30 protein-coding genes are annotated in these 24,985 nt (G+C 36.4%); 21 read left to right on the top strand and 9 right to left on the bottom strand.

Annotation, left to right across the window (positions count from 1 at the left end):
• Nucleotides 1–29 precede the first annotated feature (29 nt).
• On the bottom strand, nt 30–275 hold the full coding sequence (locus D3873_RS06735) for a hypothetical protein (RefSeq protein ID WP_119883333.1): 246 nt from the start codon (nt 273–275) through the stop codon (nt 30–32).
• Between the two features lie 94 nt (nt 276–369).
• Between D3873_RS06735 and D3873_RS06730 the strand changes: the two genes are divergently transcribed.
• Genes D3873_RS06730 through D3873_RS06720 form a run of 3 tightly spaced genes read left to right on the top strand, consistent with a single transcriptional unit; the run spans nt 370 to nt 2,403 of the window.
• Entirely contained in the window at nt 370–1,134 is a 765-nt protein-coding gene (locus tag D3873_RS06730; protein ID WP_119883332.1) for a metal ABC transporter ATP-binding protein, read from the top strand.
• Nucleotides 1,131–2,000: a metal ABC transporter permease gene (locus D3873_RS06725; RefSeq protein ID WP_119883331.1), complete on the top strand. Its 870-nt coding sequence runs from the start codon at nt 1,131–1,133 to the stop codon at nt 1,998–2,000. The genes D3873_RS06730 and D3873_RS06725 overlap by 4 nt, the downstream gene beginning before the upstream one ends.
• Nucleotides 1,993–2,403 carry a Fur family transcriptional regulator gene (locus D3873_RS06720; RefSeq protein ID WP_119883330.1) on the top strand — a complete coding sequence of 137 codons (411 nt, stop codon included), beginning with the start codon at nt 1,993–1,995 and terminating at the stop codon, nt 2,401–2,403. Before D3873_RS06725 ends, D3873_RS06720 begins: the two co-directional genes overlap by 8 nt.
• Before the next feature lie 47 nt (nt 2,404–2,450).
• On the opposite strand, the gene D3873_RS06715 is transcribed toward D3873_RS06720, so the two are convergent.
• The 4 genes from D3873_RS06715 to D3873_RS06700 form a co-directional block, all read right to left on the bottom strand.
• Nucleotides 2,451–3,044: a hypothetical protein gene (locus tag D3873_RS06715; protein WP_119883329.1), complete on the bottom strand. Its 594-nt coding sequence runs from the start codon at nt 3,042–3,044 to the stop codon at nt 2,451–2,453.
• On the bottom strand, nt 3,044–4,147 hold the full coding sequence (ispG, locus tag D3873_RS06710; protein ID WP_205536293.1) for a flavodoxin-dependent (E)-4-hydroxy-3-methylbut-2-enyl-diphosphate synthase: 1,104 nt from the start codon (nt 4,145–4,147) through the stop codon (nt 3,044–3,046). The genes D3873_RS06715 and ispG overlap by 1 nt, the downstream gene beginning before the upstream one ends.
• A 98-nt stretch (nt 4,148–4,245) precedes the next feature.
• Nucleotides 4,246–4,578 carry a hypothetical protein gene (locus D3873_RS06705; protein ID WP_119883327.1) on the bottom strand — a complete coding sequence of 111 codons (333 nt, stop codon included), beginning with the start codon at nt 4,576–4,578 and terminating at the stop codon, nt 4,246–4,248.
• A gap of 41 nt (nt 4,579–4,619) precedes the next feature.
• Nucleotides 4,620–5,123, bottom strand: coding sequence for a DUF1189 family protein (locus D3873_RS06700; protein ID WP_119883326.1), 504 nt, complete (start codon nt 5,121–5,123; stop codon nt 4,620–4,622).
• A gap of 140 nt (nt 5,124–5,263) precedes the next feature.
• On the opposite strand from D3873_RS06700, the gene D3873_RS06695 reads away from it, so the two are divergent.
• The 10 genes from D3873_RS06695 (at nt 5,264) to phoU (ending at nt 16,211) form a co-directional block, all read left to right on the top strand.
• Nucleotides 5,264–6,895, top strand: coding sequence for a Na/Pi cotransporter family protein (locus D3873_RS06695; RefSeq protein ID WP_119883325.1), 1,632 nt, complete (start codon nt 5,264–5,266; stop codon nt 6,893–6,895).
• Nucleotides 6,895–7,374, top strand: coding sequence for a DUF456 domain-containing protein (locus D3873_RS06690; RefSeq protein ID WP_119883324.1), 480 nt, complete (start codon nt 6,895–6,897; stop codon nt 7,372–7,374). The genes D3873_RS06695 and D3873_RS06690 overlap by 1 nt, the downstream gene beginning before the upstream one ends.
• A 118-nt stretch (nt 7,375–7,492) precedes the next feature.
• A complete protein-coding gene (locus tag D3873_RS06685; protein ID WP_119883323.1) occupies nt 7,493–8,101 on the top strand; it encodes a superoxide dismutase in 609 nt (202 codons plus the stop codon).
• Nucleotides 8,102–8,782: 681 nt separating this feature from the next.
• Entirely contained in the window at nt 8,783–11,011 is a 2,229-nt protein-coding gene (locus D3873_RS06675) for a peptidoglycan D,D-transpeptidase FtsI family protein (protein ID WP_119883321.1), read from the top strand.
• A 178-nt stretch (nt 11,012–11,189) separates the two neighbouring features.
• Entirely contained in the window at nt 11,190–12,092 is a 903-nt protein-coding gene (locus D3873_RS06670) for a phosphate ABC transporter substrate-binding protein (protein ID WP_119883320.1), read from the top strand.
• Between the two features lie 81 nt (nt 12,093–12,173).
• Nucleotides 12,174–13,094, top strand: a complete 921-nt coding sequence (gene pstC, locus D3873_RS06665; protein ID WP_119883319.1) for a phosphate ABC transporter permease subunit PstC — start codon at nt 12,174–12,176, stop codon at nt 13,092–13,094.
• A complete protein-coding gene (gene pstA / locus D3873_RS06660; RefSeq protein WP_119883318.1) occupies nt 13,094–13,981 on the top strand; it encodes a phosphate ABC transporter permease PstA in 888 nt (295 codons plus the stop codon). The genes pstC and pstA overlap by 1 nt, the downstream gene beginning before the upstream one ends.
• A gap of 15 nt (nt 13,982–13,996) precedes the next feature.
• Complete coding sequence (pstB, locus tag D3873_RS06655; RefSeq protein ID WP_119883317.1) at nt 13,997–14,749, top strand: phosphate ABC transporter ATP-binding protein PstB; 753 nt, start codon at nt 13,997–13,999, stop codon at nt 14,747–14,749.
• 13 nt (nt 14,750–14,762) lie between these two features.
• The gene (pstB, locus tag D3873_RS06650) at nt 14,763–15,536 is read left to right on the top strand and encodes a phosphate ABC transporter ATP-binding protein PstB (protein ID WP_238473751.1); all 774 of its coding nucleotides are present in this window, start codon (nt 14,763–14,765) and stop codon (nt 15,534–15,536) included.
• Nucleotides 15,537–15,557: 21 nt separating this feature from the next.
• Nucleotides 15,558–16,211 carry a phosphate signaling complex protein PhoU gene (gene phoU, locus D3873_RS06645; RefSeq protein WP_119883315.1) on the top strand — a complete coding sequence of 218 codons (654 nt, stop codon included), beginning with the start codon at nt 15,558–15,560 and terminating at the stop codon, nt 16,209–16,211.
• 177 nt (nt 16,212–16,388) lie between these two features.
• On the opposite strand, the gene D3873_RS06640 is transcribed toward phoU, so the two are convergent.
• Together D3873_RS06640 and D3873_RS06635 are read right to left on the bottom strand one after the other, a co-directional pair.
• Nucleotides 16,389–16,868, bottom strand: coding sequence for an endolytic transglycosylase MltG (locus D3873_RS06640; protein WP_162920154.1), 480 nt, complete (start codon nt 16,866–16,868; stop codon nt 16,389–16,391).
• Nucleotide 16,869: 1 nt separating this feature from the next.
• Complete coding sequence (locus D3873_RS06635; protein WP_119883313.1) at nt 16,870–17,214, bottom strand: hypothetical protein; 345 nt, start codon at nt 17,212–17,214, stop codon at nt 16,870–16,872.
• A gap of 174 nt (nt 17,215–17,388) precedes the next feature.
• Between D3873_RS06635 and rpmG the strand changes: the two genes are divergently transcribed.
• From rpmG to D3873_RS06615, 4 genes are all read left to right on the top strand, one after another.
• Nucleotides 17,389–17,538, top strand: coding sequence for a 50S ribosomal protein L33 (gene rpmG, locus D3873_RS06630; RefSeq protein ID WP_053588882.1), 150 nt, complete (start codon nt 17,389–17,391; stop codon nt 17,536–17,538).
• A gap of 63 nt (nt 17,539–17,601) precedes the next feature.
• Nucleotides 17,602–18,192, top strand: coding sequence for a 5-formyltetrahydrofolate cyclo-ligase (locus tag D3873_RS06625; RefSeq protein ID WP_119883312.1), 591 nt, complete (start codon nt 17,602–17,604; stop codon nt 18,190–18,192).
• On the top strand, nt 18,176–18,364 hold the full coding sequence (locus D3873_RS06620) for a YqgQ family protein (RefSeq protein ID WP_119883311.1): 189 nt from the start codon (nt 18,176–18,178) through the stop codon (nt 18,362–18,364). Before D3873_RS06625 ends, D3873_RS06620 begins: the two co-directional genes overlap by 17 nt.
• 145 nt (nt 18,365–18,509) lie before the next feature.
• Nucleotides 18,510–20,420: an LTA synthase family protein gene (locus D3873_RS06615; protein WP_119883310.1), complete on the top strand. Its 1,911-nt coding sequence runs from the start codon at nt 18,510–18,512 to the stop codon at nt 20,418–20,420.
• Nucleotides 20,421–20,863: 443 nt separating this feature from the next.
• Here the strand turns inward: D3873_RS06615 and D3873_RS06610 are convergent, their stop codons facing one another.
• On the bottom strand, nt 20,864–21,043 hold the full coding sequence (locus tag D3873_RS06610; RefSeq protein ID WP_119883309.1) for a DUF2759 domain-containing protein: 180 nt from the start codon (nt 21,041–21,043) through the stop codon (nt 20,864–20,866).
• 155 nt (nt 21,044–21,198) lie between these two features.
• Between D3873_RS06610 and D3873_RS06605 the strand changes: the two genes are divergently transcribed.
• Nucleotides 21,199–21,840: an MBL fold metallo-hydrolase gene (locus tag D3873_RS06605; protein WP_119883308.1), complete on the top strand. Its 642-nt coding sequence runs from the start codon at nt 21,199–21,201 to the stop codon at nt 21,838–21,840.
• Between the two features lie 134 nt (nt 21,841–21,974).
• On the opposite strand, the gene D3873_RS06600 is transcribed toward D3873_RS06605, so the two are convergent.
• Nucleotides 21,975–22,217, bottom strand: a complete 243-nt coding sequence (locus D3873_RS06600; RefSeq protein WP_119883307.1) for a DUF2626 domain-containing protein — start codon at nt 22,215–22,217, stop codon at nt 21,975–21,977.
• A 205-nt stretch (nt 22,218–22,422) separates the two neighbouring features.
• Here D3873_RS06600 and D3873_RS06595 point away from each other — a divergent pair, with 205 nt between their 5' ends.
• The 3 genes from D3873_RS06595 (at nt 22,423) to D3873_RS06585 (ending at nt 24,982) form a co-directional block, all read left to right on the top strand.
• Nucleotides 22,423–22,800 (top strand): Spx/MgsR family RNA polymerase-binding regulatory protein, encoded by a 378-nt coding sequence (locus tag D3873_RS06595; protein ID WP_119883306.1) that lies wholly within the window; start codon nt 22,423–22,425, stop codon nt 22,798–22,800.
• Between the two features lie 135 nt (nt 22,801–22,935).
• Nucleotides 22,936–23,961: a competence type IV pilus ATPase ComGA gene (gene comGA / locus D3873_RS06590; protein WP_162920153.1), complete on the top strand. Its 1,026-nt coding sequence runs from the start codon at nt 22,936–22,938 to the stop codon at nt 23,959–23,961.
• Nucleotides 23,936–24,982: a type II secretion system F family protein gene (locus tag D3873_RS06585; RefSeq protein ID WP_119883304.1), complete on the top strand. Its 1,047-nt coding sequence runs from the start codon at nt 23,936–23,938 to the stop codon at nt 24,980–24,982. Before comGA ends, D3873_RS06585 begins: the two co-directional genes overlap by 26 nt.
• The last annotated feature ends 3 nt before the right edge of the window (nt 24,983–24,985 follow it).

The following is a 24,985-nucleotide window of genomic DNA, read 5'->3' as shown; positions in this document are numbered from 1 at the left end:
ATTTTTTATACTCTACTGTTTCACAAGGTTTATTTCCCAGAAAAAATCATGTCTAATAATGTTGCTGATCTTTTCGGACCAATAATATGCAATAATTCTTGTTGAAAATGAGTAGGTACTCCTGTGAAAATCCATAGTGGATTCGCTTGTTTACATAATAATTTTATTTGTTTAATTTCATCAACACTAACATCTATCGGTAATTTTTTCCGTAATTCCTCTAATTTTTGAGTGGAATTTGTTTGATAAATCTCCAACAACAGATTAGTACTCATGTATGAACACTCCTCATCATTTACTTTTCTCATTAAATCCCGTATACTTTTACTTTGTAAATCGGAATCATTCTTACTTAAAAGGAGAGACAAAATGTCCTCATTTGATATTGAACTCAATCAAGTAAATTATCGATATGAAAAAGAATTAGTATTATCAAATATCACACTCCGAGTTGCTAAAGGAGATTTTCTAGCTATTCTTGGACCAAATGGTTCAGGAAAATCCACATTAGTAAAATTGATTTTAGGTTTAATAAAACCTACATCAGGAGAAATTAAGTTATTTGGTACACCTATTCAGCAGTTTAAAAAGAGGGAATGGATTGGCTATGTTTCACAAAAATCCAACGCCTTTAATCAACGTTTTCCTGCGACTGTGTTTGAAGTGGTTCTTAGTGGCTTAACTAAAAAAACGGGATTGATGAAAAAGTATCCTAAAAACAAAGACAATCTAGTTCTTCAAGCATTAAAGTCTGTTCAAATGGAACAGTTTATCCATCAACCAATTGGAGAGTTATCGGGAGGGCAACAACAGCGGATTTTCATCGCGAGAGCATTAATTAATGAACCAAAGTTGTTGATCCTGGATGAACCTACGGTTGGTGTGGACCATGAAAATGTTCAATCGTTTTATAATATGTTAGAGGAATTGAATAAGAAACAGGAAATTACCATTTTGTTAATTACACATGACGTAGATACTGTGTCCAATCGAATTAGTCACGTAGCATGTTTAAATAAGATGATACATTTTCATGGATATAAAGAAGAGTATGATGCGATGGAAGAAGATGTTCGTGAAAATTGGTATGGACATTCGGTACGCAAGATTCACCATAAGGAGAACGTAACATGATTGAAGCAGTAATGACGTACGATTTTTTACAGTATGCATTTATTTCCGGTTTGTTAATTGGCCTTATTGCACCTTTGTTAGGTGTATTCATTGTTGTTAGGCGACTATCACTGATTGCCGATGCACTTAGCCATGTCACGTTAGCTGGTATTGCAGCAAGTTTGTATATTAGCCAAACGGTCGCTTTTTTTGCTAGTTGGAATCCACTTTTTCTTGGTATGGGAGCATCAATTGGTGGGTCTCTTCTCATTGAGCGGTTGAGACGCCTTTATAAAAGTTATGAAGAATTAGCTATACCGATCATAATGTCTGCTGGCCTAGGATTTGGCGCAATATTCATTTCACTTTCGAATGGTTTCAGCACGGATTTGTTTGCTTATTTATTCGGATCAATTTCAGCTGTTAGTTTTCAAGATTTAGTCATTGTTATTGCCGTGACAATTCTAGTCGGATTATTCATTATCTTACTTTACAAAGAGCTTTTCGTATTATCGTTTGATGAAGAGCATGCCAAGACGGCAGGTATCCCCGCTAAATTTTTACACGTAGTTTTTATGATCCTTACAGCTCTAGTTATTGCTGCTAGTATGAGGATTGTCGGGATATTACTTGTTTCATCTTTAATTACGTTACCAGTTGCAACGAGTTTACGAGTAGCAAAAAGTTTTAAACAAACTATTTTATATGCCATTCTTTTCGGAGAATCATCCGTTATTATTGGGATGTTTAGTTCGTTTCATTTAGACTTAGCTCCTGGAGGAACGATTGTTGTGACATCCATTCTATTATTAATTATTGTGCTTCTATTAAAAAAAGGAAAAGGTATGTTGTTAATCGCTTTAGCTGGAGGTTGTCGCAATGAATGAGAAAAAGGCATGGGAAATTTTAAAAGGGAAAGGTTATAAAAAAACAGATCAGCGGGAAAAAATTCTTTCTATCTTTGCACAAACGGATCGGTACCTTTCTGCTAAGGATGTGTTAAATCATTTATCCGAAGACTCACCTAGTCTTAGTTTCGATACTATTTATCGGAATTTAAGCACATTTGTTGGCCATGGTATTTTGGATGAAATGGACTTTTCGGGAGAAAAACAATTTCGAATGCAATGTGAAACCGATCATCATCATCATCATTTTATTTGTTTGTCATGCGGAGAGATAAAAGAACTTTCCATTTGTCCTATTCCGCAAGTAAAAGAATCATTAAAAGGATATGAAATTGAGCAACATCGGTTCGAAATCTTTGGAAAATGCCCACTCTGTGCATAAATATGAATAGGAAAAGACCCATTGTGGAAAAACACAATGGGTCTTCGTTATTTTATGGGAAATGCATTGGTAATGATGAAACGGTCTACCCAATGTTCTGCTTCTTTCCAATTGTTCACTCGGTGAACACCATCAGGTATAGGTTCTTGATTGTATGGTGTGTTAAAAAGTAAAACAGGAATGTTTAATTCTTCATGAAGCGTAACTGCATTATCATGTTTATCTTCTAAAAACAATTCAATTTTATGCTCTTTAGCAGCACTAATTTTGTCATGAGAACCTGTTAAAATTAAATGATCATAAAGAACTTCTTCTTTCTTGAACCAATCGACAGTTACATCCCACACATTTTCACCACGTGCGGAGATAAAATACACCTCATGTTGTTTTTTCCATTTATCTAAAACTTGCTTTGCGTGTTGTTGAATAGGGGAGGTTTCATAAATTTTTGGTTCCGCTTCTTTAAACCATTTGTAAAACGCATTGCGATCCACGGGGAAAGCAGCCGTTAAATCATACTCTTTAATATCGTCTAAAACTAAATTACAAGAAAATGCCTCGTTTATATGCGGTAAAAGGGAAGTTGGACATGTGACCGTTCCATCGATATCAATTCCGAATCGAATAGATTGTTTCGGCATTATTTCACTTCCAATTCTTTTTCCGCAGCTTGCTTTTCAAAATATTCTTGCGCAATTTTATCGATTTCTAGTTTTAGCTCTTCTACCATCGTCTCTTCGGGAACTTTACGAACAGTTTTTCCTTTCATGAATAGAAGTCCTTCTCCACGTGCTCCTGCAATTCCAATATCAGCTTCGCGGGCTTCACCAGGTCCGTTTACTGCACAACCAAGTACCGCTACTTTAATTGGTGCTTTAATATGAGAAATATATTCTTCTACTTCATTTGCTATGGAGATGAGATCAATTTCAATTCGCCCACAAGTAGGACATGAAATTAAGGTCGCTGCATTAGAAGAAAGGCCAAAGACTTTAAGTAACTCTCGAGCTACTTTGATTTCTTCCACAGGGTCAGCACTTAACGAAACTCGTAAAGTATTCCCAATGCCATGACTTAAAAGTGCTCCTAGTCCAGCTGCACTTTTTATGGAACCGGCAAATAAGGTCCCTGACTCCGTAATCCCTAAATGTAGAGGATAATCGAATGCTTGTGAGGCTTTAACGTACGCTTCTATAGCTAAGCTAACATCACTCGCTTTAAGCGATACGATAATATCATGGAAGTCCAAGTCCTCTAGAATTTTGATATGGTGTAAGGCACTTTCTACCATACCATCAGCAGTAGGGTAGCCGTATTTTTCTAAAATTTTGCGCTCAAGTGATCCAGCGTTTACACCAATACGGATGGGTATGCCTTTCGCTTTAGCAGCATTGACAACCGCTTCTACTTTTTCTTTACGTCCGATATTACCGGGATTAATCCGAATCTTATCAGCACCATTTTCAATTGCTTTCAATGCCAATTTATAATCGAAGTGAATATCGACCACTAAAGGAATATTTATTTGTTTTTTTATGTCTGCGATCGCATCTGCTGCTCGCTCATCAGGACAAGCGACACGAACAATTTGACAACCAGCTTCTTCTAAACGGTGAATCTCCGCAACTGTTGCTTCCACATCATGTGTTTTTGTTGTTGTCATACTTTGAATGAAAAGCTCATTACTTCCACCTATAGTAAGGTCTCCAACACGTACAGGACGTGTTTTAGAACGATGTATTATTTCTGGCATATCTCAATCTCTCCTTCTGAGGCTTGCGCCATCTCTATCCTATATCTTATCAGTGATTTAGGACGAAACACAAGAAAGAAAGATTCCGATTACTTTGTACAAGTAGTTGGTATAAGAGAGGTTACCGGAATTTTGACCAACTCTCCAGGAAGTATCTCCTGTTTTTTATACACTGGATTTAATACATAAAATGCTTGCACTTTTTCTGGGAATGAAAGCTGGGAATCACTATATATTCCAAGTAACGATTCAATGGAATCTTCTTCTTCTACTTTTACAACGACATAGTCCACTGGAGAATGGGACTCCTCACATTGACTCGATTCCTCGAAATTTGCTAATGAGATTGTTCCTTCTACTAAGTCCATGCGAATCATTGTGCTAATCAGTAGTATGACAATTGCTAGTCCGACTATTTTCATGAAAATCACCTCTTCACACTTGTATGTGAAGAGATCTTACTTTATGCCACATTTTTTGGATAAAACGACACAGACCAGAGCACAACGACTAAATGGAGTAGAAAACTAACAAAAGTTCCAACCGTATCAGAAGTGGGAAAGAAGTTCAATATAAAAGCTACAAGAAATGGAGCCGTATAAGCTATGGCTGCAGTCCTCCAAATTTGACGGAACTCTATTCGTCTCTTCCAGACTCTTCCGATTAATAACCCAATATATGCAACAATACTAATTTGAGTAAATAACAAAAGCGTTGCTACAACAAATTGTAAAATAATCGCAAAAGGGTACAAGATCCATTTCATTTCTTCCATATAATTAGGAAATGTCACATCCATCTCACCGAACGAGGTAATAGAAGATGTAAACGTTAAAAAAGATACAATGGAAATAAGTGTGACTAATGTAAATAGATACTTCATGACTTTCCCAATGGGAAGCATTCGAAAAGCTGCTAATTTTTTGGGACTTGATAGGGAAGCTTTAAAAAGTTGTAGATAAAACATCGAAAATCTCCTTCTTTTTCCATATAGATGTTGGAATATTACGTTCGTGTAAATTTTTTGTATAGTTTCTTTACAATTATACCTGTTAAAAAGGATAATAGGGACGTGAAAAACTATTATTCTAGGAGTTGAATTCATTCGTGGAAGTGAATTGGCAAGAAATGTTGTTTCAATTTATAGGAGGATTGGGGATCTTCTTATTTGCGATAAAATATATGGGAGACGGTTTGCAAAAGGCAGCTGGAGACCGATTGCGAAATATTCTCGATCGTTTCACAACAAATCCATTTATGGGCGTCTTGGTTGGGATCGTCGTTACGATTTTGATTCAATCTAGTTCGGGAACAACCGTTATCACAGTAGGGCTTGTTTCGGCAGGATTCATGACACTTCGTCAAGCGATCGGAGTTATCATGGGGGCAAATATCGGAACAACTGTCACCGCGTTTATTATAGGTTTTGATGTAGGGGAGTATGCTTTGCCGATTATGGCAATTGGAGCATTCTTGATTTTCTTTATTAAAAAAAATCAATGGCAAAATCTTGGAGAAGTTATTTTTGGCTTTGGTGGTCTATTCTTAGGGATGGAATTAATGAGTGGTGGAATGAAGCCATTACGCGAACTTCCTACTTTTATTGAACTAACGACTGATATGAGTGAACACTCTATTTTAGGGGTAGTCATCGGAACCCTATTTACAGTTATTGTGCAGTCTTCAAGTGCTACAGTCGGTATTCTTCAAGGGTTATACGCAGAAAATATCATTGATTTAAAGGCAGCATTACCCGTTTTATTCGGAGATAATATCGGAACAACCATAACTGCGGTTTTGGCTTCTATTGGTGCATCTATCGCAGCAAAACGCGCTGCAGCAACCCATGTTTTATTTAACTTAGTTGGCTCTGTTATCTTTTTAATATTTTTACATCCGTTTACCAATTATATTATTTGGATCACAGGGCTTTTAGATTTAGAAGCAAAGATGCAAATTGCATTTGCTCATGGTTCGTTTAACGTTGTCAATACGGTTATTCAATTCCCATTAATCGGAGCTTGGGCGTATCTCGTAACGAAATTCATTCCAGGTGAAGATGTAACGATTGAATATAAAGCGAAACATTTAGATCCACACTTTATTGAAACGGCTCCTTCGTTAGCAATTGGACAAGCGAAAGAAGAAATTCTTCGAATGGGTAAATTTAGTGTACAAGGTTTACAAGAAACATTTGACTATTTAAAAACACAAAACAAAAAGCATGCTGAAACTGGCTACCAAATAGAAGCAGCAATTAATAACTTAGATGCAAAAATTACCGATTATTTAGTGCTCATTTCTGCGGAATCTATCTCCAATGTCGATTCCACAAGACATGTTGTCTTAATGGAAACTGTTCGTGACATCGAGCGAATCGGAGATCATTTTGAAAACATTATTGAGCTTGTCGATTATCAAATGGCAAACCGTGTGAAATTGACAGAAGATGCGTTGGAAGATTTAACGGAAATGTTTGAATTAACGATTAAAACGGTTGAAAAAGCGATTGAATCATTAGATACAAATAGCTTAGATTTAGCGAGAGAAGTTGCTGAACAGGAAGATTTAATTGACAAAATGGAACGTAAATTCCGCAAAAAACACATTATGCGTTTAAATGAAGGTCAATGTTCAGGACAAGCTGGAATTGTCTTTGTTGATATCGTGAGTAATTTAGAACGAATCGGAGATCACGCAGTAAATATTGCGGAAGCAGTTCTAGGGAAACGAGCATAATGGAAGCTGTTTCTTGGGTTTTTGTCATCGCATTATTTGTCATTGCGTATGTTGGGTTGATTTATCCTATTATTCCTTCTGTTCTGTTCGTATTTTTAGGGTTTGTGGTGTATGGATTATTCAACGGCTTTTCCGAGATGACGTGGACATTTTGGGTGATTGAACTTCTCTTTTTAATTTTGCTATTTGGAGCTGACTTTTTCTCTAATGCCTTTGGAATTAAGAGGTTTGGAGGCAGCAAAGCCGGAATTTGGGGAAGTACGATTGGACTACTAGTTGGTCCTTTCATTCTTCCCATCATCGGAATTATCCTTGGACCTCTAATTGGGGCTATTTTAGGTGAATTGTTAGTTACGAGAAGTTCTTTTAAACAGTCTGTTAAAACAGGTATAGGATCTCTAATAGGGTTCTTGACATCTGTTATAACGAAAGGGATTGTTACCTCCCTAATGATTGTCATTTTCGTCTGGTATGTATAATTCAGACCAAAGTCTGAAAATGAAAAATAAAGAACGTAATATTTGAACGATTCTTTCAACTTTGATACGCTTACTAGTGTTAATACAATTATGAACAATTGACTAGGAGGAACGACAAATGGCTTATGAATTACCAGCACTACCTTATGCAGAAGATGCACTTGAACCACACATTGACAAAGAAACGATGAATATTCACCACACAAAACATCATAACGCGTATGTAACGAATTTAAATAATGCATTAGAAGGTCATGATGATTTGCTTTCTAAATCAGTAGAAGAGCTAATTGCTAATCTTGACGCAGTGCCAGAATCAGCTCGCACTGCAGTTCGCAATAATGGTGGAGGACATGCTAACCATTCATTATTCTGGCAATTACTTTCACCAAATGGCGGCGGAGCTCCAACGGGTGCTTTAGCTGAAGCAATTGACGCGAAATTCGGTAGCTTTGATTCGTTTAAAGAAGAATTCGCAAAAGCTGGAGCTACACGCTTTGGTTCTGGTTGGGCTTGGCTATCAGTAGTGAATGGTGAGTTAGAACTTTCATCTACACCAAACCAAGATTCACCAATTATGGAAGGTAAAACTCCGATCTTAGGATTAGATGTTTGGGAACATGCATATTACCTAAACTATCAAAACCGTCGTCCAGATTATATTGCAGCATTCTGGAATGTTGTGAACTGGGATGAAGTTTCAAAACGTTACGAAGCAGCAAAATAAGAACATTGAACTTTACACACACTTGTAGCGTCTTACAAGTGTGTTTTTTTATGGGAAATGATGGGCGAAAGAAGGATCGAGTAGTGTGAGAATATAGAAGAGTTCTCTATTGACTCAGCAACGTGACCTGAAGTCTCGTGAAAGTGTCCCAATGAAGCGGCGGCAGAGTGTCCCAATGTTGAGGGGAAGTGTCCTAATGCTGACGGGAAGTGTCCCAATGTTGAGGAAGAGTGTCCCAATGTTGAGGCAGAGTGTCCCAATGTTGAGAGGAAGTGTCCCAATGAAGCGGCAGAGTGTCCTAATGTTGACGGGAAGTGTCCCAATGTTGAAACAAAGTGTCCCAATGAAGCGGCAGAGTGTCCCAATGTTGAGGCAGAGTGTCCTAATGTTGAAACAAATTGTCCTAATGCTGACGGGAAGTGTTCCAATGGTTCGACAGAGTGTCCGAATGCACATTAAAGTTTAACAAGTTGACTCTGAAAACCGCAATTCTTCTCTTCAGACAAATAGTTTATATTCCTATTCGATTTAACATATCACTAGCATTTCTATTTTCCGTTATTTCATTTAAAAAATGCTGCATGAAAATACTTGGAAAGATGCCTAGAGAATCATGTTTATACAAACCAATTCCTGTTATAATAGACAAGGTGAATTTTTAAACAGACGGGGGGAAATTATATGCGTGCAGGAAAGAAAAAAAGAGCATCTAGTCCGAAAGCAAAACTTCGCGCAAACGTCGCTTTCCGTATGAATATATTATTTCTATCCATATTCTTTCTATTTTCTTTATTAATACTTAGATTAGGGTTTTTGCAAATTGTACAGGGGGAAGAATTCGTCCGTAAATTAGCAAGGACAGAAGAAGTACCTGTCAACACTAGCGTACCTAGAGGTAGAATTTATGATAGTTTTGGAAGACTAATGGTAGATAATGAGCCGCAAAACGCGATTACATATACGAAGTTACAAACGACGAAACAGTCTGAAATGCTTGATATTGCAAAAAAACTATCAATATTAATTGATAAACGTGTAACGGATATTACTCTTCGTGATAAGCAAGATTACTGGATTTTACTCCATACAAAAGAAGCATATGAAAAAGTGTCAACTGCCGAGAAAAATGAAATCATCAATGATGAAAGCTTGTCTTCGACAGAGCAACAACGCAAATTAGATACATTAGTTCGCGAACGTATTACGGAAGAAGAACTCGCTTCTTTTACACCAAATGAATTAGAAGTACTTGCGATTTATCGTCAAATGCTCGCTGGATATGCATTAACTCCCCAAGTAATTAAAACGAAGGATCCAAATCCAAGAGCAGATGAACCGAATGATGAAGTGACAGCTGAAGAATTTGCTCGTGTATCGGAGCGTTTAACGGATTTACCCGGTGTAAATACTACGACAGATTGGAACCGTGTTCCAACTTCTAATTTATCGATATTAGGAAGAGTGACTTCACCCGAGCAAGGGTTGCCTAGTGGGAAAGTAGACTATTTCTTAAGTAGGGACTACTCTCGCAATGACCGTGTAGGGAGAAGTTATATTGAGCAACAATATGAAGAAGTATTGCAGGGGCAAAAATCAGTGATCAAAAACATCACAGATGGCAAAGGAACTGTGACGGAAACGAAAACGATTTATGAAGGCGTACCAGGAAAAGATCTTGTTCTTTCTATAGATAGCGAATTCCAAACTTATATGGAAGAATTTATTTCTGATAAATTATTAGAAGTAAAAAAACAACCTAATTCCAAAGATTTTAATAGTGCATTTTTCGTCGCGATGGATCCTTATACGGGTGAAGTTCTTTCTATGGTGGGGAAACAATTAGGTAAAGACAAAGATGGAAAAACAGTCGTCTTAGATTATGCATATGGTGCTTTTACAGCAGCTTATGAAGTTGGATCTACAGTCAAACCAGCTACTTTATTAACTGGATATCATGAAGGGGCGATTAATATCGGTGACGTGTTAATTGATGAACCGGTTAATATTGCTGGAACGATAAAAAGCTCCATTTTCAATCGAAGCTCTAAAGTAGCAGTCAGTGATTTAAAAGCGTTAGAACGTTCTTCCAACGTCTATATGTTTAAGACAGGAATTCGTCTAGCTAACGCTAATTATCGTTACGGTGAATCGATGTATGTAAGTCCTGCTTCCTTTACTCTTTTGCGAAATTCATATGCACAGTTCGGGTTAGGTATTAAGACTGGCATTGATTTGCCTAACGAAGCGTCGGGAAGTAAAGGTCCAGCAGTACTTCCAGGTAAGTACCTAGATTTAACGATTGGACAGTTTGACACGTATACGACGATGCAACTAGCCCAGTATGTCTCCACCCTTGCAAATGGAGGAACTAGAATAAAACCTCATGTTGTTAAAGAAATTAGAGAACCATCATTAGATGGGAAAACAATGGGACCGTTACTTACTGAGATAGGACCAACCGTGTTAAACAAAATTTCTAACTCCACGCGAGAAATAAATCGCGTACGAGAAGGGATGCTGCTTGCTTATACTGGTAGTCAAGGAACAGCAACTTCTTGGTTTAGAGGTATTAAGTATACGGCCGCTGGTAAAACTGGAACAGCGGAAGCACCTGGAAATAAAATAAATTTAACTCATATAGGATTCGCACCTTATGAAAAACCAGAAATTGCATACGCAATTATTGTTCCAACAGTCCCTTTTAATAATAATGGTCCTTTTTCACATGCGAATAACGATATTGCCCGAGCAGCAACAGATAAATTTTTTGAAATAAAAAAATCTCATGCAAATGCCGAAGTGGCAAATCAAACGGCAGATATTCAAATACAACCCGCTTATGAAAAAAGCGTACCAACAGTCGATGAAGAAGAAAATGCTACAGAAGATAATACAGGTACGGCAGAATAATAACGACGAACTACTCCATATTAAGTGGAGTAGTTTTTTTATGGTTTTCGTAAACGCCCCATTTATACAACTTTTTTGTCTTTACAAACTCTTTACATTCGCTTCATATGCTCTTTACAATCACTTGATATTCTAAACATGTAAGAAAAAACACACCTATTTTAGGAGGAAACAACACATGAAAGCTCGTAAATGGTTATCTTTTTTAGGTCTTAGCTTATTACTCGTTATTTTAGCCGCTTGCGGTTCAGATGATAATGGTTCGGAAGCTAATGGAAATTCAGAAGGTAATGAAGCTTCTGGAAGTTTATTGGTATCAGGATCATCCGCAATGCAACCACTAGTTGCAGCAGCTGCTGAAGAATTCATGGCAGAAAATAGCGATGCAGATATTCAAGTACAAGCAGGTGGTTCTGGAACTGGACTTTCACAAGTAGCTGAAGGATCAGTAGAAATTGGTAACTCCGATGTGTTCGCGGAAGAAAAAGAAGGTATTCCTGCAGAAGAACTTGTTGATTTTAAAATTGCAGTAGTTGGAATGACAGCTGCAGTAAATCCTGAAGTAGGCGTTAAGGATATTTCAAAAGAAGATTTAATTAAAGTATTTACTGGTGAAATTAAAAACTGGAAAGAAGTCGGTGGAGAAGATCAAGAAATTGTTCTTGTAAATCGCCCAGATTCATCTGGTACTCGTGCAACATTCGTAAAATATGGTTTAGATGGAGCAACACCAGCTGAAGGAATTACCGAAGATTCATCCAACACAGTAAAGAAAATTATTTCTGAAACAAAAGGCGCGATTGGTTACTTAGCTTTCTCATACTTCACAGATGATTCTGTAACAAAGTTATCCGTTGATGGTGTAGAAGCTACTGATGAAAACGTACAAAATGGAGATTTCCCAATTTGGGCTTATGAACATTCGTATACAAAAGGTGAGCCTACAGGTTTAGCGAAAACATTCATTGATTACATGATGAATGATGATGTTCAAAACAATTTATTACCAGAACAAGGGTATATCCCAGCAACAGCGATGAAAGTGGAACGTGACGCTGAAGGAAATATTTCAAATAAATAATCAAAAAGTACGAATCGAAAGGTGAGCAATATTTAACACCTTTCGATTCGATTTTCGCTTTTTACATTTAGGAGTGTCCATATGAAAAACAAGGAACTTTCGGCACAAGACCGACTTATCCTATCAAAAAAAAATCGACGGCTAGATGAAGTTCGGGGAAAGATTTATGTAACTGCGGCTGCACTCATCATGATCAGTGCGACAATTGCCATTACTATTTTTCTCGGAAGTAAAGGAATGCAATCTTTTATTACAAACGGACTTAATATATTTGAATTCATCACAAGTACAGACTGGAATCCGGTTGGAGAAAATCCGTCGTTTGGTGCATTTCCATTCATCTTTGGATCGTTTGCAGTAACATTTTTATCTGCATTAATAGCAGCGCCGCTTGGCATAGGTGCTGCAATCTTCATGACAGAAATTGCTCCTTCTTGGGGACGAAAAATTTTACAACCAGTGATTGAGCTATTAGTCGGAATTCCATCGGTAGTTTACGGGTTTATTGGTTTAACTGTATTAGTACCTTTTCTACGTGACAATATTGGTGGTATTGGATTTAGTTTGTTAGCTGGAACAATTGTTTTGTCGATTATGATTTTACCAACGGTTATTTCGATTTCTACAGATGCTCTTGCTTCTTTACCTAACAACTTACGAGAAGGTTCCTATGCATTAGGTGCAACTCGTTGGCAAACTATTCGTAAAGTCTTACTAAAAGCAGCAATGCCATCATTGTTAACCGCAGTTGTATTAGGGATGGCACGCGCATTTGGAGAAGCACTAGCAGTTCAAATGGTAATTGGGAATGTACGAGAACTACCAAGCTCTATTCTTGATGCGTCTGCAACCTTAACTACCATCATTACACTCAATATGGGTCATACAACATATGGAAGTTTAGAAAATAACACGCTTTGGTCAATGGGACTTATTTTACTCGTCATGTCGTTTGCTTTCATACTGTTTATTCGGTACCTGTCTTCTAGGAGGAAAATTTAATGTCTAGTAAAGCTTGGGACAAAATCGCTACTTCGATATTCGGTGCAATTGCTTTCTTAATCGTAGCCATACTTATAGCGCTATTCGGTTATATATTGACGAAAGGATTACCTGTCGTCACATGGGATTTTTTAACAACTCCTTCTAGCACAGTGCGAGCTGGCGGTGGAATTCGAGATCAATTATTCAATTCTTTTTATGTCTTATTTATCACGATGATCTTCACTGTACCTCTTGGTATCGGTGGTGGTATTTATATGGCAGAATATGCAAAGGATACTAAATTAACAGGCTTTATTCGAACATGTATTGAAGTGCTTGCCTCGCTTCCTTCTATTGTAATAGGAATGTTCGGGTTACTTGTCTTTGTTAATTTAACAGGTTGGGGTTATTCCATTATTGGTGGTGCCTTGGCACTGACGGTCTTTAACTTACCAGTTATGGTGCGAGTAACGGAAGATGCGCTTCGCACCGTACCACGTGATCAAAAAGAAGCAAGTTTAGCACTAGGTATGACAAAATGGCATACGATAAAAACCATACTTGTTCCAATTGCCTTCCCTTCTATTTTGACAGGTGCAATCTTAGCGTCAGGACGTGTCTTTGGGGAAGCGGCTGCTCTTTTATTTACAGCGGGGTTATCTACACCTCGTCTCGATTATGCAAACTGGAATCCTTTTGCTGATAACTCGCCACTAAATGTATTCCGCCCTGCTGAGACGTTGGCTGTACACATTTGGTCCGTGAACACACAAGGTATTATTCCAGATGTAGAGCAAGTAGCAAATGGAGCTTCCGCTGTTCTCGTAATTTCTGTGTTGTTATTTAATTTGGCAGCACGAGGAATAGGCGCCTTAATTTTCAAAAAAATGACTGCTTCGAAATAAGGAAGGTAGATGTAAATGAATATCCTAGAAGTTCGAGATTTAGATATCTATTATGGAGATAATCGTGCAGTGAAAAATGTCCGGATGGATATTGAAAAAAATAAAGTGACCGCATTAATAGGTCCTTCAGGTTGTGGAAAATCAACGTTTCTTCGAAGCTTAAATCGAATGAATGATCTAATACCCATTTCATTTGCTCAAGGTGATATTGGATATGAAGGCTTAAATATTTTATCTGATAACATCAATGTTGTTGCACTTCGAAAAGAAATCGGAATGGTTTTTCAAAAACCAAATCCATTTCCAAAGTCGATTTACGAAAATATTGTACATGCTTTGAAATATGACGGTATAAAAGATAAAGTTCAACTCCAAAAGATAGTGGAAGAAAGTTTAAGAAAAGCTGCACTTTGGGACGAAGTGAAAGATCGGTTACATGAATCTGCTCTTTCATTATCAGGAGGGCAGCAGCAACGACTATGTATTGCTAGAGCACTAGCGATGAAACCGAGTGTACTTTTATTAGATGAACCCGCATCTGCTCTGGATCCAATTTCTAATGCCAAAATTGAGGAATTAATTGTAGAGTTAAAAAAAGAAGTATCAATTGTGATCGTGACTCATAACATGGCACAAGCTTCTCGTATTTCGGACAAAACTGCCTTCTTTTTTGAGGGAGAAATAATCGAATATGACCAAACAGAAAAAATATTTACAAATCCTTCGGAGAAAAAAACAGAGGAATATATTACTGGTCGTTTTAGTTAGGAGGCCGCGACAATTGTCAGCATTAGTGAAACAGCAAAATGTATTTGAAATAAATGATTTGAATTTGTGGTATGGCAACAATCATGCCTTAAAAGAAATTAATTTTCCCATAGCAGAAAAAGAAGTTACAGCCATGATCGGTCCTTCAGGTTGCGGGAAATCTACATTTGTCAAAACGTTAAACAAAATGGTAGAACGAGTACCTAACGTGAAAATGTCCGGAGAAATTCTTTTTCGAGGTCAAAATATCTTACAATCAGATGTTGATTTAGTAGAGCTTCGCAAACACGTAGGAATGGTATTCCAAAAGGGGAATCCTTTTCCTCAATCCATTTTTGATAATGTGGCATACGGTCCTCGGGTACATGGAAATAAAAAAAAGCAAGATTTAATGGAATTAGTAGAAAAAAGCTTACAAGATGTAGCGCTTTGGGATGAAGTAAAGGATCGGTTAAATGGACCTGCATTAGGACTTTCTGGAGGACAACAACAACGTCTATGTATTGCACGGGCGTTAGCGACAAAGCCTGATGTTCTTTTGATGGATGAACCTACTTCAGCGCTCGATCCAATTTCAACATTAAAAGTGGAAGAGCTAATTTTGGAGTTGAAGAAATCATATACGATCGTCGTAGTAACTCATAATATGCAACAAGCGGCACGTATTTCAGATAAAACTGCATTCTTTTATATGGGTGAATTAATAGAACTCGACGATACAAATGTCATTTTTTCAAATCCTAAAAATCAAAAAACAGAAGACTATGTATCTGGTCGATTCGGTTAATGGAGAGGGGTAAAAAAGTAAATGAGACAACATTTTGATCAATCATTACATGAACTACAAGAAAACTTAAAAAAAATGGTGGAACACGTTTTAGTAATGATGAGTGATTCAGTAGACAGTTTAAAAAATCAACAAATTGAACAAGCGGTAAACGTTATCGAATCAGACAAAATTTTAAATGATCTTGAGTCTTTAGTGAATAAAATGACGATGACGCTTATTGCAACACAAAATCCGGTTGCAAAGGATCTACGTAAAATTTTAGCTGCGAATAAAATGGCATCCGATTTAGAAAGAATGGGTGACTTAGCAGTTAATATTGCCAAAGGGGTAATACGAATAGGCGAAACACCATTAGTAAAACCAATTGAACACATCCCTCAAATGGCGGAACGTGTTACAGAAATGCTTCGTGAAGGTATCGATGCGTTTATATCTGAGGATAACGTTTTAGCAGAAGCAACGGCATTAAAAGATGATGAAGTTGATCGCTTGCACAAAATTGTCGTCCACGATTTGATGAAGCTAGTTCCGAAACATCCAGAACATACAGAACAAATCATTCAACTTATGTTCGTCGCACGACATATTGAACGTTTTGGGGATCATATTACGAACATTGCCGAGGAAACTTTTTTTGTTACAACCGGAAATCTAATTGATTTAAATTCGTAATCCCAAGAAATTTTGTATTTTTTCGCATTAATCACAAAAACAAAACACCCTTGTAATTCCATTTGACGATGGAATTATAAGGGTGTTTTGTTTATATTCGGTTATGTCATTTAGTGAAATAAGCTTGCTATTCTCCTTTACATGAATGCAAGGAAAGTACTTTGCTTCGTTACTTCTTTATTTCGTTAATACTTTTGCGATTTCTGCTAACGTCATATCTTTGGAGAGAGTGTAGGAACCTATTTGAATGCGACTTGATAGGTTGTTATCTGCTAGGTACGTATCAAGATCTTTTTTGTTTTGAATAATACCTTCTGCCTCCAGTATTGCACTAATCTCTCCTGAACTCATGCCTGGTTGAACAACTAGAACTACCTTATTACTTTTTTCATCTTCCTCTGGAACTTCTTCTTGCTTCGTTCCTTCACTTAGAGAAGGTTCTGCAGTTGTTTCTTGTTGTGCTTGTAATAAATCGAGTTGAACTTCTGCTAATTGCGCATCTCTTTCTTCTAGCTGTTTTGTAAGATGCGCTATTTTCTCTTTGTTCGTCGTTGTTATCTCGTTAGAGGAATGACTGATGTCTTCTTCTTGCATAAACCAAAATAGTGATCCTGAAAGAATAAGACCGATTCCAACGCCTTGTAAAATTTCCTTCACACTATCTTCCTCCAATAATCGATTTAATCTGATCATTCGTTAAAGAAGATCGAGCACTAATTTCTTTTACGCTGTATCCTTGCTGATGTAAAGCTTTCACTTGATTAATCAGAATATCATGTATTGGTTTTGCTTGAACAGGAGCATTTACCTTCGCTGGGGGAGATGTTAGCATTAATTCTTCTTCGATTGCCTTTAATCTTCTTTTTACTTGATGCTGATCTTGATAAAATTCGAGTGATATCGTTTCCATATCTTTCGACAGCTGTTTTGTTTTGCTTGGAATAAAAAGAGAAATAATGACGATGAGTATTCCTAGTAAGATGATGGTAATTTCTAAAGTCATGCAAACACCTCGTTCAATTTTCGTTTCCATCATCATATCATAAAGTATAAGTAAATTTGGGGTATCTTAAGAAAAACATAGTAGCTTTTTTGAAGGGATATGTTATAATAGGAAAGTCGTATAAATATAGCTCATGCAAGAAAGAAATACTGAAGAAGAGTGGGAGGGAAACTCATGCGCGTTAATATCACGTTGGCTTGTACAGATTGTGGTGAACGTAACTACATCTCCAAGAAAAACAAGCGTAATAACCCTGAGCGTCTTGAATTAAAAAAATATTGTTCACGTGAGAAGAAAATGACTTTACACCGTGAAACAAAATAAGATTATCCAAACCAAAACCTGCTCGGGTTTTGGTTTTTTTTCTGAAAGGCATGTGATTAGCTGATGAAAAAACAAATACGAGAATCGATCATTAAAACATTATCAGCCATGCATCCAGAGTCGCGTGGTGATCAACAAGAACAAATTGAATCACTCCTTATTCAATGTGTAAAGAACCAACCAAATTGGCAAAAAGTCGGTATTACAATCTCCCATTACCCAGAGATTGAAACAAGGCACATTATCGAAAAGCTTTGGGAATTGGGAAAAAAAGTGGTGGTACCTAAATGTACGCATAAAACGAGAGAAATGGATTTCTATGAAATTACCAGTTTCGATCAACTAGAAAATGTCTTTTTATATTTACAAGAACCCAATCCCCAAAAAACCACTCTTGCTAGTAAAGAGTCAATCGATGCGCTCATTGTTCCTGGTATCGCCTTTAACAAAGAAGGGTATCGAATCGGCTTCGGCGGGGGATATTATGATCGATTTTTAGCTGGATTCAAGGGGGATACGGTCTCTCTTGCATTTACGGAGCAATTGCGAATGGACGTTCCTGTGGAGAAATATGATCTTCCAGTTGATATGTTAATCACTTCCCAGCAAGTCATCTCGTGTAAAGAGGAAAGAAACAATGAAAACTTTTTATGATGTACAACAATTGTTGAAACAATTTGGAACATACATTTATACGAAGGATAAAAATGCAGATATTGAATTGATGCAAATGGAACTAAAAGAGTTGTATGATGGTGGAATTTTATCTGTCCGAGAATATCAAACTGCAGTACTTATTTTAAAGAGTAATCAAACAAATAAATAATTACTTCGAAAATGAAACTATTTTGGTTTTTATCCGTCTAATAACGGGTACAGGAAATCAGTTGCAAATATCTTTAAAAAAACTTATCATATATAGATGTTTGAAAGAATTTCCTAATATTTGAAGAAAGAGGAGGGTGTTTGGATTGAAAGAATTTAAATGGCCAAAACATTCGATTCTTGCAATAGCAATTATCATCACATGGATTAAAACGTATATCGCATATCAAGTCGGCTTTAATATGAAAATTGAAAACATGATGCAACAATTTATTTTGTTCATCAATCCTTTAAGTTTTTTAATGTTAGTTTACGGAGTATCGTTATTTTTCCGTTCTGTTAAAAACCGTAATCGATATTTGATTGGAACGAGTATTGTCTTATCAATCATTCTCTATTTAAACGTGGCTTTTTATCGTTTCTTTAGCGATTTTATTACAATACCAGTATTGTTTCAAACGAACAATTTCGGAGATCTAGGAACGTCTGCTCTAGAAAGCATTTATTGGACAGATATTTTATATTTCGCGGATGTTTTCATATTAATCGCGGTAGTTAAATTTATGGCAATTGCAAAAGAATCGTATAGCATGTCATCATCTGTTCGCAGAGCGTATTTTATTTTATCTGCTGCTGTATTGTTTTTAAATTTAGGACTTTCAGAGACAGAACGTCCACAGTTACTTACTCGTAGTTTTGACCGTGAGTTATTAGTCAAAAATATCGGAACGTATAATTATCATTTATATGATATTTACATTCAATCGAAATCACAAGCCCAACGTGTATTAGCTGATGGAAGCGAATTAGTGGAAGTAAATAACTACGTTCGTGCTAACCAAATTGATCCTAATCCAAAGTTATTTGGAATTGCGAAAGATAAAAACATTATTTACATTTCGTTAGAATCGCTACAAAATTTTGTTATTAATAGTGAAATGAACGGCCAAGTTGTAACGCCATTTTTGAATGAGTTAACAAAAGATAAAGACACCTTTTATTTTTCCAATTTCTATCACAATACTGGTCTCGGAAAAACTTCCGATTCTGAATTCATTGTAGAAAATAGTTTGTATGGAATAGGTGGAGGAGCTGTATTCTTTACAAATAGTGGAAACACATTTAATTCTTTTTCCGAAAAATTGAATGACAATGGTTATTTTACATCCGTCATGCATGCAAACAATAAAAGTTTCTGGAATCGTGATGTGATGTATAAAGCGATGGAAACGCAAAAGTTTTATGATGTAGATAGTTATACAATCGAAGAAGGGCAAGCCGTGAACTGGGGCATGAAAGATATTCCTTTCTTCGAACAGTCTGTCGATCACATGAAAGAAATGCCCCAACCTTTCTACAGTCGTCTTATTACGTTAACAAACCACTATCCTTTCCATTTAGATGATGAGGACATGTTTATCGATGAATACGATTCTAATTCTGGAACGTTGAATCGTTATTTCCAAACAGCAAGATACATGGATGAATCAATTAAAGTATTCTTTGAAAAATTGAAAGAAAGTGGCGTATATGATAATTCCATTATTGTGATGTACGGTGATCATTATGGTATTTCTGAAAATCATAATGCTGCAATGTCCCAATATTTAGGGAAAGAAATTACACCATTTGAAAATGCACAATTACAACGTGTTCCTTTATTTATTCATATCCCGGATTCCGGTATAGGAAAAGAAATGACAGAAGTTGCTTCTCAAGTAGATATTCGACCTACTGTCTTGCACTTAGCAGGAATTGATACATCGAAAGATATGCAGTTAGGTGCAGATTTGTTTTCGCCAGATCATGAAGATTTCGCGATTTTACGAGATGGTCGATTTGTAACAGAAGACTATGTATTTGCAGCAAATACTTGCTACGATAAAATGACTGGTGAGGCAACTGATACGGAAGCCTGCGAGCCATATGCAAAACGTGCACAACAAGAATTAAACTATTCTGATCAAATCATTATTGGAGACTTATTACGATTTTATGATGATAAGACAGGTAAACTATTGACTGATGGTGAAACAGAAGATTCTAAAGATCAGTAAATGCAATTAAGCTTTTTCAGAAACGAATATTATTAAAAAATAGATAATCCGAACGACCCATCTGTATTTATTGAGAATCCAGATGTCGTTCGGATTTTTTGATGACATTATTTGCAGGAATTCTCTTTTAGAAGTGGTACCTATATTAGGTGTGAAGGTAAAACCAAGATTTTTACTACGACTATTTACTTCATATGGATAGTAAAGGAGAAAGGAGGGGAAATCTACATAGGAAATGTTAGATAGATGGTGTTGTTATTAGCTAGATTGCTTTTAGAAACATTTCAACTCACTATTTAAATGCTTTTTCAATAAAAACTACGTGTTATGCAACAAATATAGATAGTAAGGAACCCCGATATAAAAGGAAACCCCTCTGAACTGGAGTTAACTCCGATTCAGAGGGGGAATGAATATTCAAGAAATGAATTTCATCATTACCTTTAATGTAAAATTGGTGGGAATCCATGATCTTTAATTGTCATGAATGTAAACCATCCAAAAATAGCGAATGCTAGAAAATTAAATGCAACACCTAGCATGTTCTTTTCTTTAAATGCTACATACGTTCCGATTAATCCAAGAATTGAAACTAAACCAAAAATAACCATTAATAAGTTCATGTGAATACTCCTTCCGACATGGATTGTATATGTCGACTGTCGTTACTCTCTCTATTATAATTTCTTTCTAATACGATGTCGAGCGTTAATCTTGAACGTTCTTTGAACACTGTCCATAATCACGAAATTTGATACAATCAATGGGAGGTGAAAATATGTATTCTATTCGAACATACCCGTTAGGCTGGATTCAAACGAACTGTTATATCGTTTCAAATGCTTCAAAAAAGTGTGTGGTGATTGATCCAGGGGGAAATGGAGAAAAATTAGTGAAAGAGTTAACACGTTTACAATTGACACCTGTAGCGATTTTGTTAACGCATGCACATTTTGATCATGTAGGAGCAGTAGAATTTGTACGGACAAAGTGGGGCATTCCACTTTATTTACACAAGAAAGAAAAAGATTGGCTAGAAGATCCAATGAAAAATGGTTCTGGACATTATGCAGAGTTACCTAATATCACAACAAATCCAGCAGATCATTTGATTACTGAAGAAGGAACGTTATCATTTGACGATATTCATTTCCAACTACTTTTTACACCAGGACACTCCCCAGGCAGTATCACGTATGTATTAGTTGGAGAAAATATCGCATTTGTTGGCGACACGTTATTCAAAGGTAGTATTGGTCGCACAGACTTGTTAGGTGGTAACACTCAACAATTGCTGGACTCCATACATCAAAAGCTTTTACCTTTAGAGGAAGACACGATATGTTATTCGGGACATGGGGAACCAACTACGATAGGAGCAGAAATCGAAACTAATCCTTTTCTTAACGGTTTCAACTAATGATATTTCGCTAAAGAGACGATGAAAATTTAATTACACTATGTGAAGAAAAAAAGAGCAAAAAAAAACTGTAGAAGTACTCTTTACGAAGAGTCTTCTACAGATCATGCAGCTGTCTAAGTGACAGCTGTTTTTTAGTGGCCAGCACCAGGTACATGAATGAATGTTGTGTAGTACGTAAATCCAGCAAAGAACACTGTCAAATATGCTCCGAAGATATAGATGTACATACGTTCAGATAGATTCAAGAAGCCTAAAAGAATGAATAAGCCCGTGTTTGCTAAAAATAATAAAGACGCTTCTGTCATACCACCGAGATAGAACATTACTGCAAAAATTCCTGTCCAAAATCCCATTACTTTATACATATTGCCCATTTATGGTCCCTCCTTTTATTCCAAGGATGCAATTTCATCTAATCCTATTATAAGTGTACGTAAAGTCATTGTAAACTCTGGAATCGTATTTGAATGTGACAGAAAAGTGTAGGAAAAAATAATTTCATTTAAATAGTGACAAAGGTTATACAAATGTTGTACAATGTGTATAACAAATAACGAAGAAAATTAGGAGGCTATTAAAATGGAAAAAGTACTATTTTATACTTACCCGTCTTGTACATCTTGTCGTAAGGCAAAAAAATGGTTACAACAAAATGGTGTGGATTTTCAAGAAAGACATTTGTTCCGTGAAACGCCGACGCAAGAAGAATTGTATTATTTATTGTCACTAACAACAGATGGTGTGGACGAATTGCTAGCGACTAGAAGTCAATCTTTTAAAGATTTAAATCTGGATATTGACGAATTATCCCTGTCGCAAGTGGTAAATCTTATGGTGGAAAACCCTAAATTGTTACGTCGTCCAATTTTAGTTTCAGAACAACGTTTAGTAGTAGGATATCAACCAGAACAACTTTCTACCCTTTCGAATAAACGAAATTTATCTGCTGCAGTTTAAGAAAAATTTCATTTCCCCCTCATTTTGAGGGGGGAATTTTTATTTTCGGGACAAGTCTTTCTTTAAAAAGAAACTAGTTGTATACTTCAATCACCAACAGTGAGCGGTCTCTGTTGGCTTTGGATGAAAGAAACGATGACAATAAACCAATTATTAGAAAAAAAGAGTGTTAATTTTTTTCAACAAGCATTAGATCTCCATGCTACTGATCTTCATCTTATCCCCAAAGATAATCATTTTTCCATTGTCTACAGAATACAGGAACAATTAACCATGTATTGTTCACTCCCACTGGAATTAGGGATACGACTCATCACCTATTGGAAATTGTTAGCGCAATTAGACATAAGTGAAAAACGCAAACCTCAAAGCGGCTCTTTCGAGCTAGAACTTCAAAATATCGCTTTTTCGATTCGTCTCTCTACACTTCCTTCAGCGCATAATTTGGAAAGTGTGGCACTACGATTTCAATCCCATTTACAGACCAAAAGTTTAGATGATCTATTTTTTCAAGAAGATATGGCTGATTATTTTCGCCTCCTCTTGTCAAACCGTTACGGTTTAATTTGTATAGCAGGAGCAACAGGAACTGGAAAAACGACTTCTGCGTATTCCATGTTGCAATATTGTGCACAAGTCCTTCGGAAAAATGTCATCGCAATTGAAGACCCCATTGAAATTAAACTAGCCAATGTTTTACAAGTTCAAGTAAACGAAAATGCTGGCCTTTCCTATGCAAAGGGAATTAAGTCATTACTCCGTCACTCTCCAGATATTATTTTCATCGGCGAGATTAGGGATTCTGAAACGGCTAGTATCGCTATGGAAGCAGCACTAACAGGTCATTTAGTATTGTCAACGATTCATGCATCGAATTCAATTGGTTCCATTTTTCGTTTACGAGATCTGGGAGTTCGAATGGAGGATATTCGACAAGGTGTATTAGCACTTGTTTCTCAGCAATTAGTTGAAATCACGTCGGAGGAAATCGAAAAGGGGAAAAAACGAAAAGCATTAGTAGAGATATTACAAGGTGCTTCGTTATCTGATTGTTTGTCCTATCTCTCAGAGGGATGGGAATACGAATTGCCAATAGAAAAAACGATTCGGTTTCAATTAAGAGAGGGTTTGCTCAATGGCAGTTTTTACCCGACGAATTAACCGAAACCCGCTTATTCCTGTAAACGATCAGCATATCTTTTTGCGAAAGACGGTGGAATTGCTTCAAGAAGGATACACAATTCAACATGCTATTTTACTTCTCATTCCTTTGTATTCGACAAATTACACAAAAGTTGAAACGTTTCCTTTAAATGTAAGTGAACCAATTTACGACTTATTCGGAAGTTTAGGCATTCCTCAAAAGATGTTGTTTCCATTATTAACAGTGTCTACTTCGGAAGATTTAATTACGTCCCTAGTTCACACCGCGAATTATATACAAATGGAAAGAGAAGCCAAAACAAAATTGCAACAAATTATGGTTTACCCGATGGTGCTATTTGGGATGCTAGCAGGATTAATGGTAATTTTTCGATTGTATTTATATCCGAATATGGAAAGGTTATATCAAAGTAGAGTACATAGTGGTGCTGAAAAGGAAAATCTCACAGTTGCTTTTATGAATTCTATTCCGAGCCTTCTATCCATATTGCTTTTACTTCTTATTGTAATAGTAGGAAGCTGGTTTTTACTTTACCGAAAGAACACTTTACGAAAAAAAATGCAAAAGTTACGAAAGATTCCATGGTTTGGAGATTTTCTAGTTTCCTATTGGACAAGAAGTTACGCATTAGTTTTAGGGACACTATTAATCAGCAATACTTCCAGTAAGCATGCATTTGATACCATATGTACTTTTTATCAGCATCCAGTTCTTTTAATAATTACGACTGATATGTTAGACCTATTAATGGTTGGAGACAGTCTTTCTCAAGCAGTTCTTAAAAATGAATTTCTCCGGAAAGATCTGTATGACATTATTTATTATGGTGAAATGCATGGTCATGTTGGAAAAGAACTTGTTTTATACAGTAACCATTTAACCGAAAAAATGGGGAATCAGCTAGAACGCCTCATCAAAAAAATACAGCCAATTGTATTTATACTTGTGGCACTAGCAATTATCCTTTCGTATTTATCAATCCTTTTACCAATGTATCAATTAATAGAATTAGTCTAAAGG

The sequence above is a fragment of the Paenisporosarcina cavernae genome (assembly GCF_003595195.1).
GTDB classification, from domain to species: Bacteria; Bacillota; Bacilli; order Bacillales_A; family Planococcaceae; genus Paenisporosarcina; species Paenisporosarcina cavernae.
The sequence above is the reverse complement of the archived record's forward strand: the minus strand, read 5'-3'. Positions and strand labels throughout refer to the sequence as shown.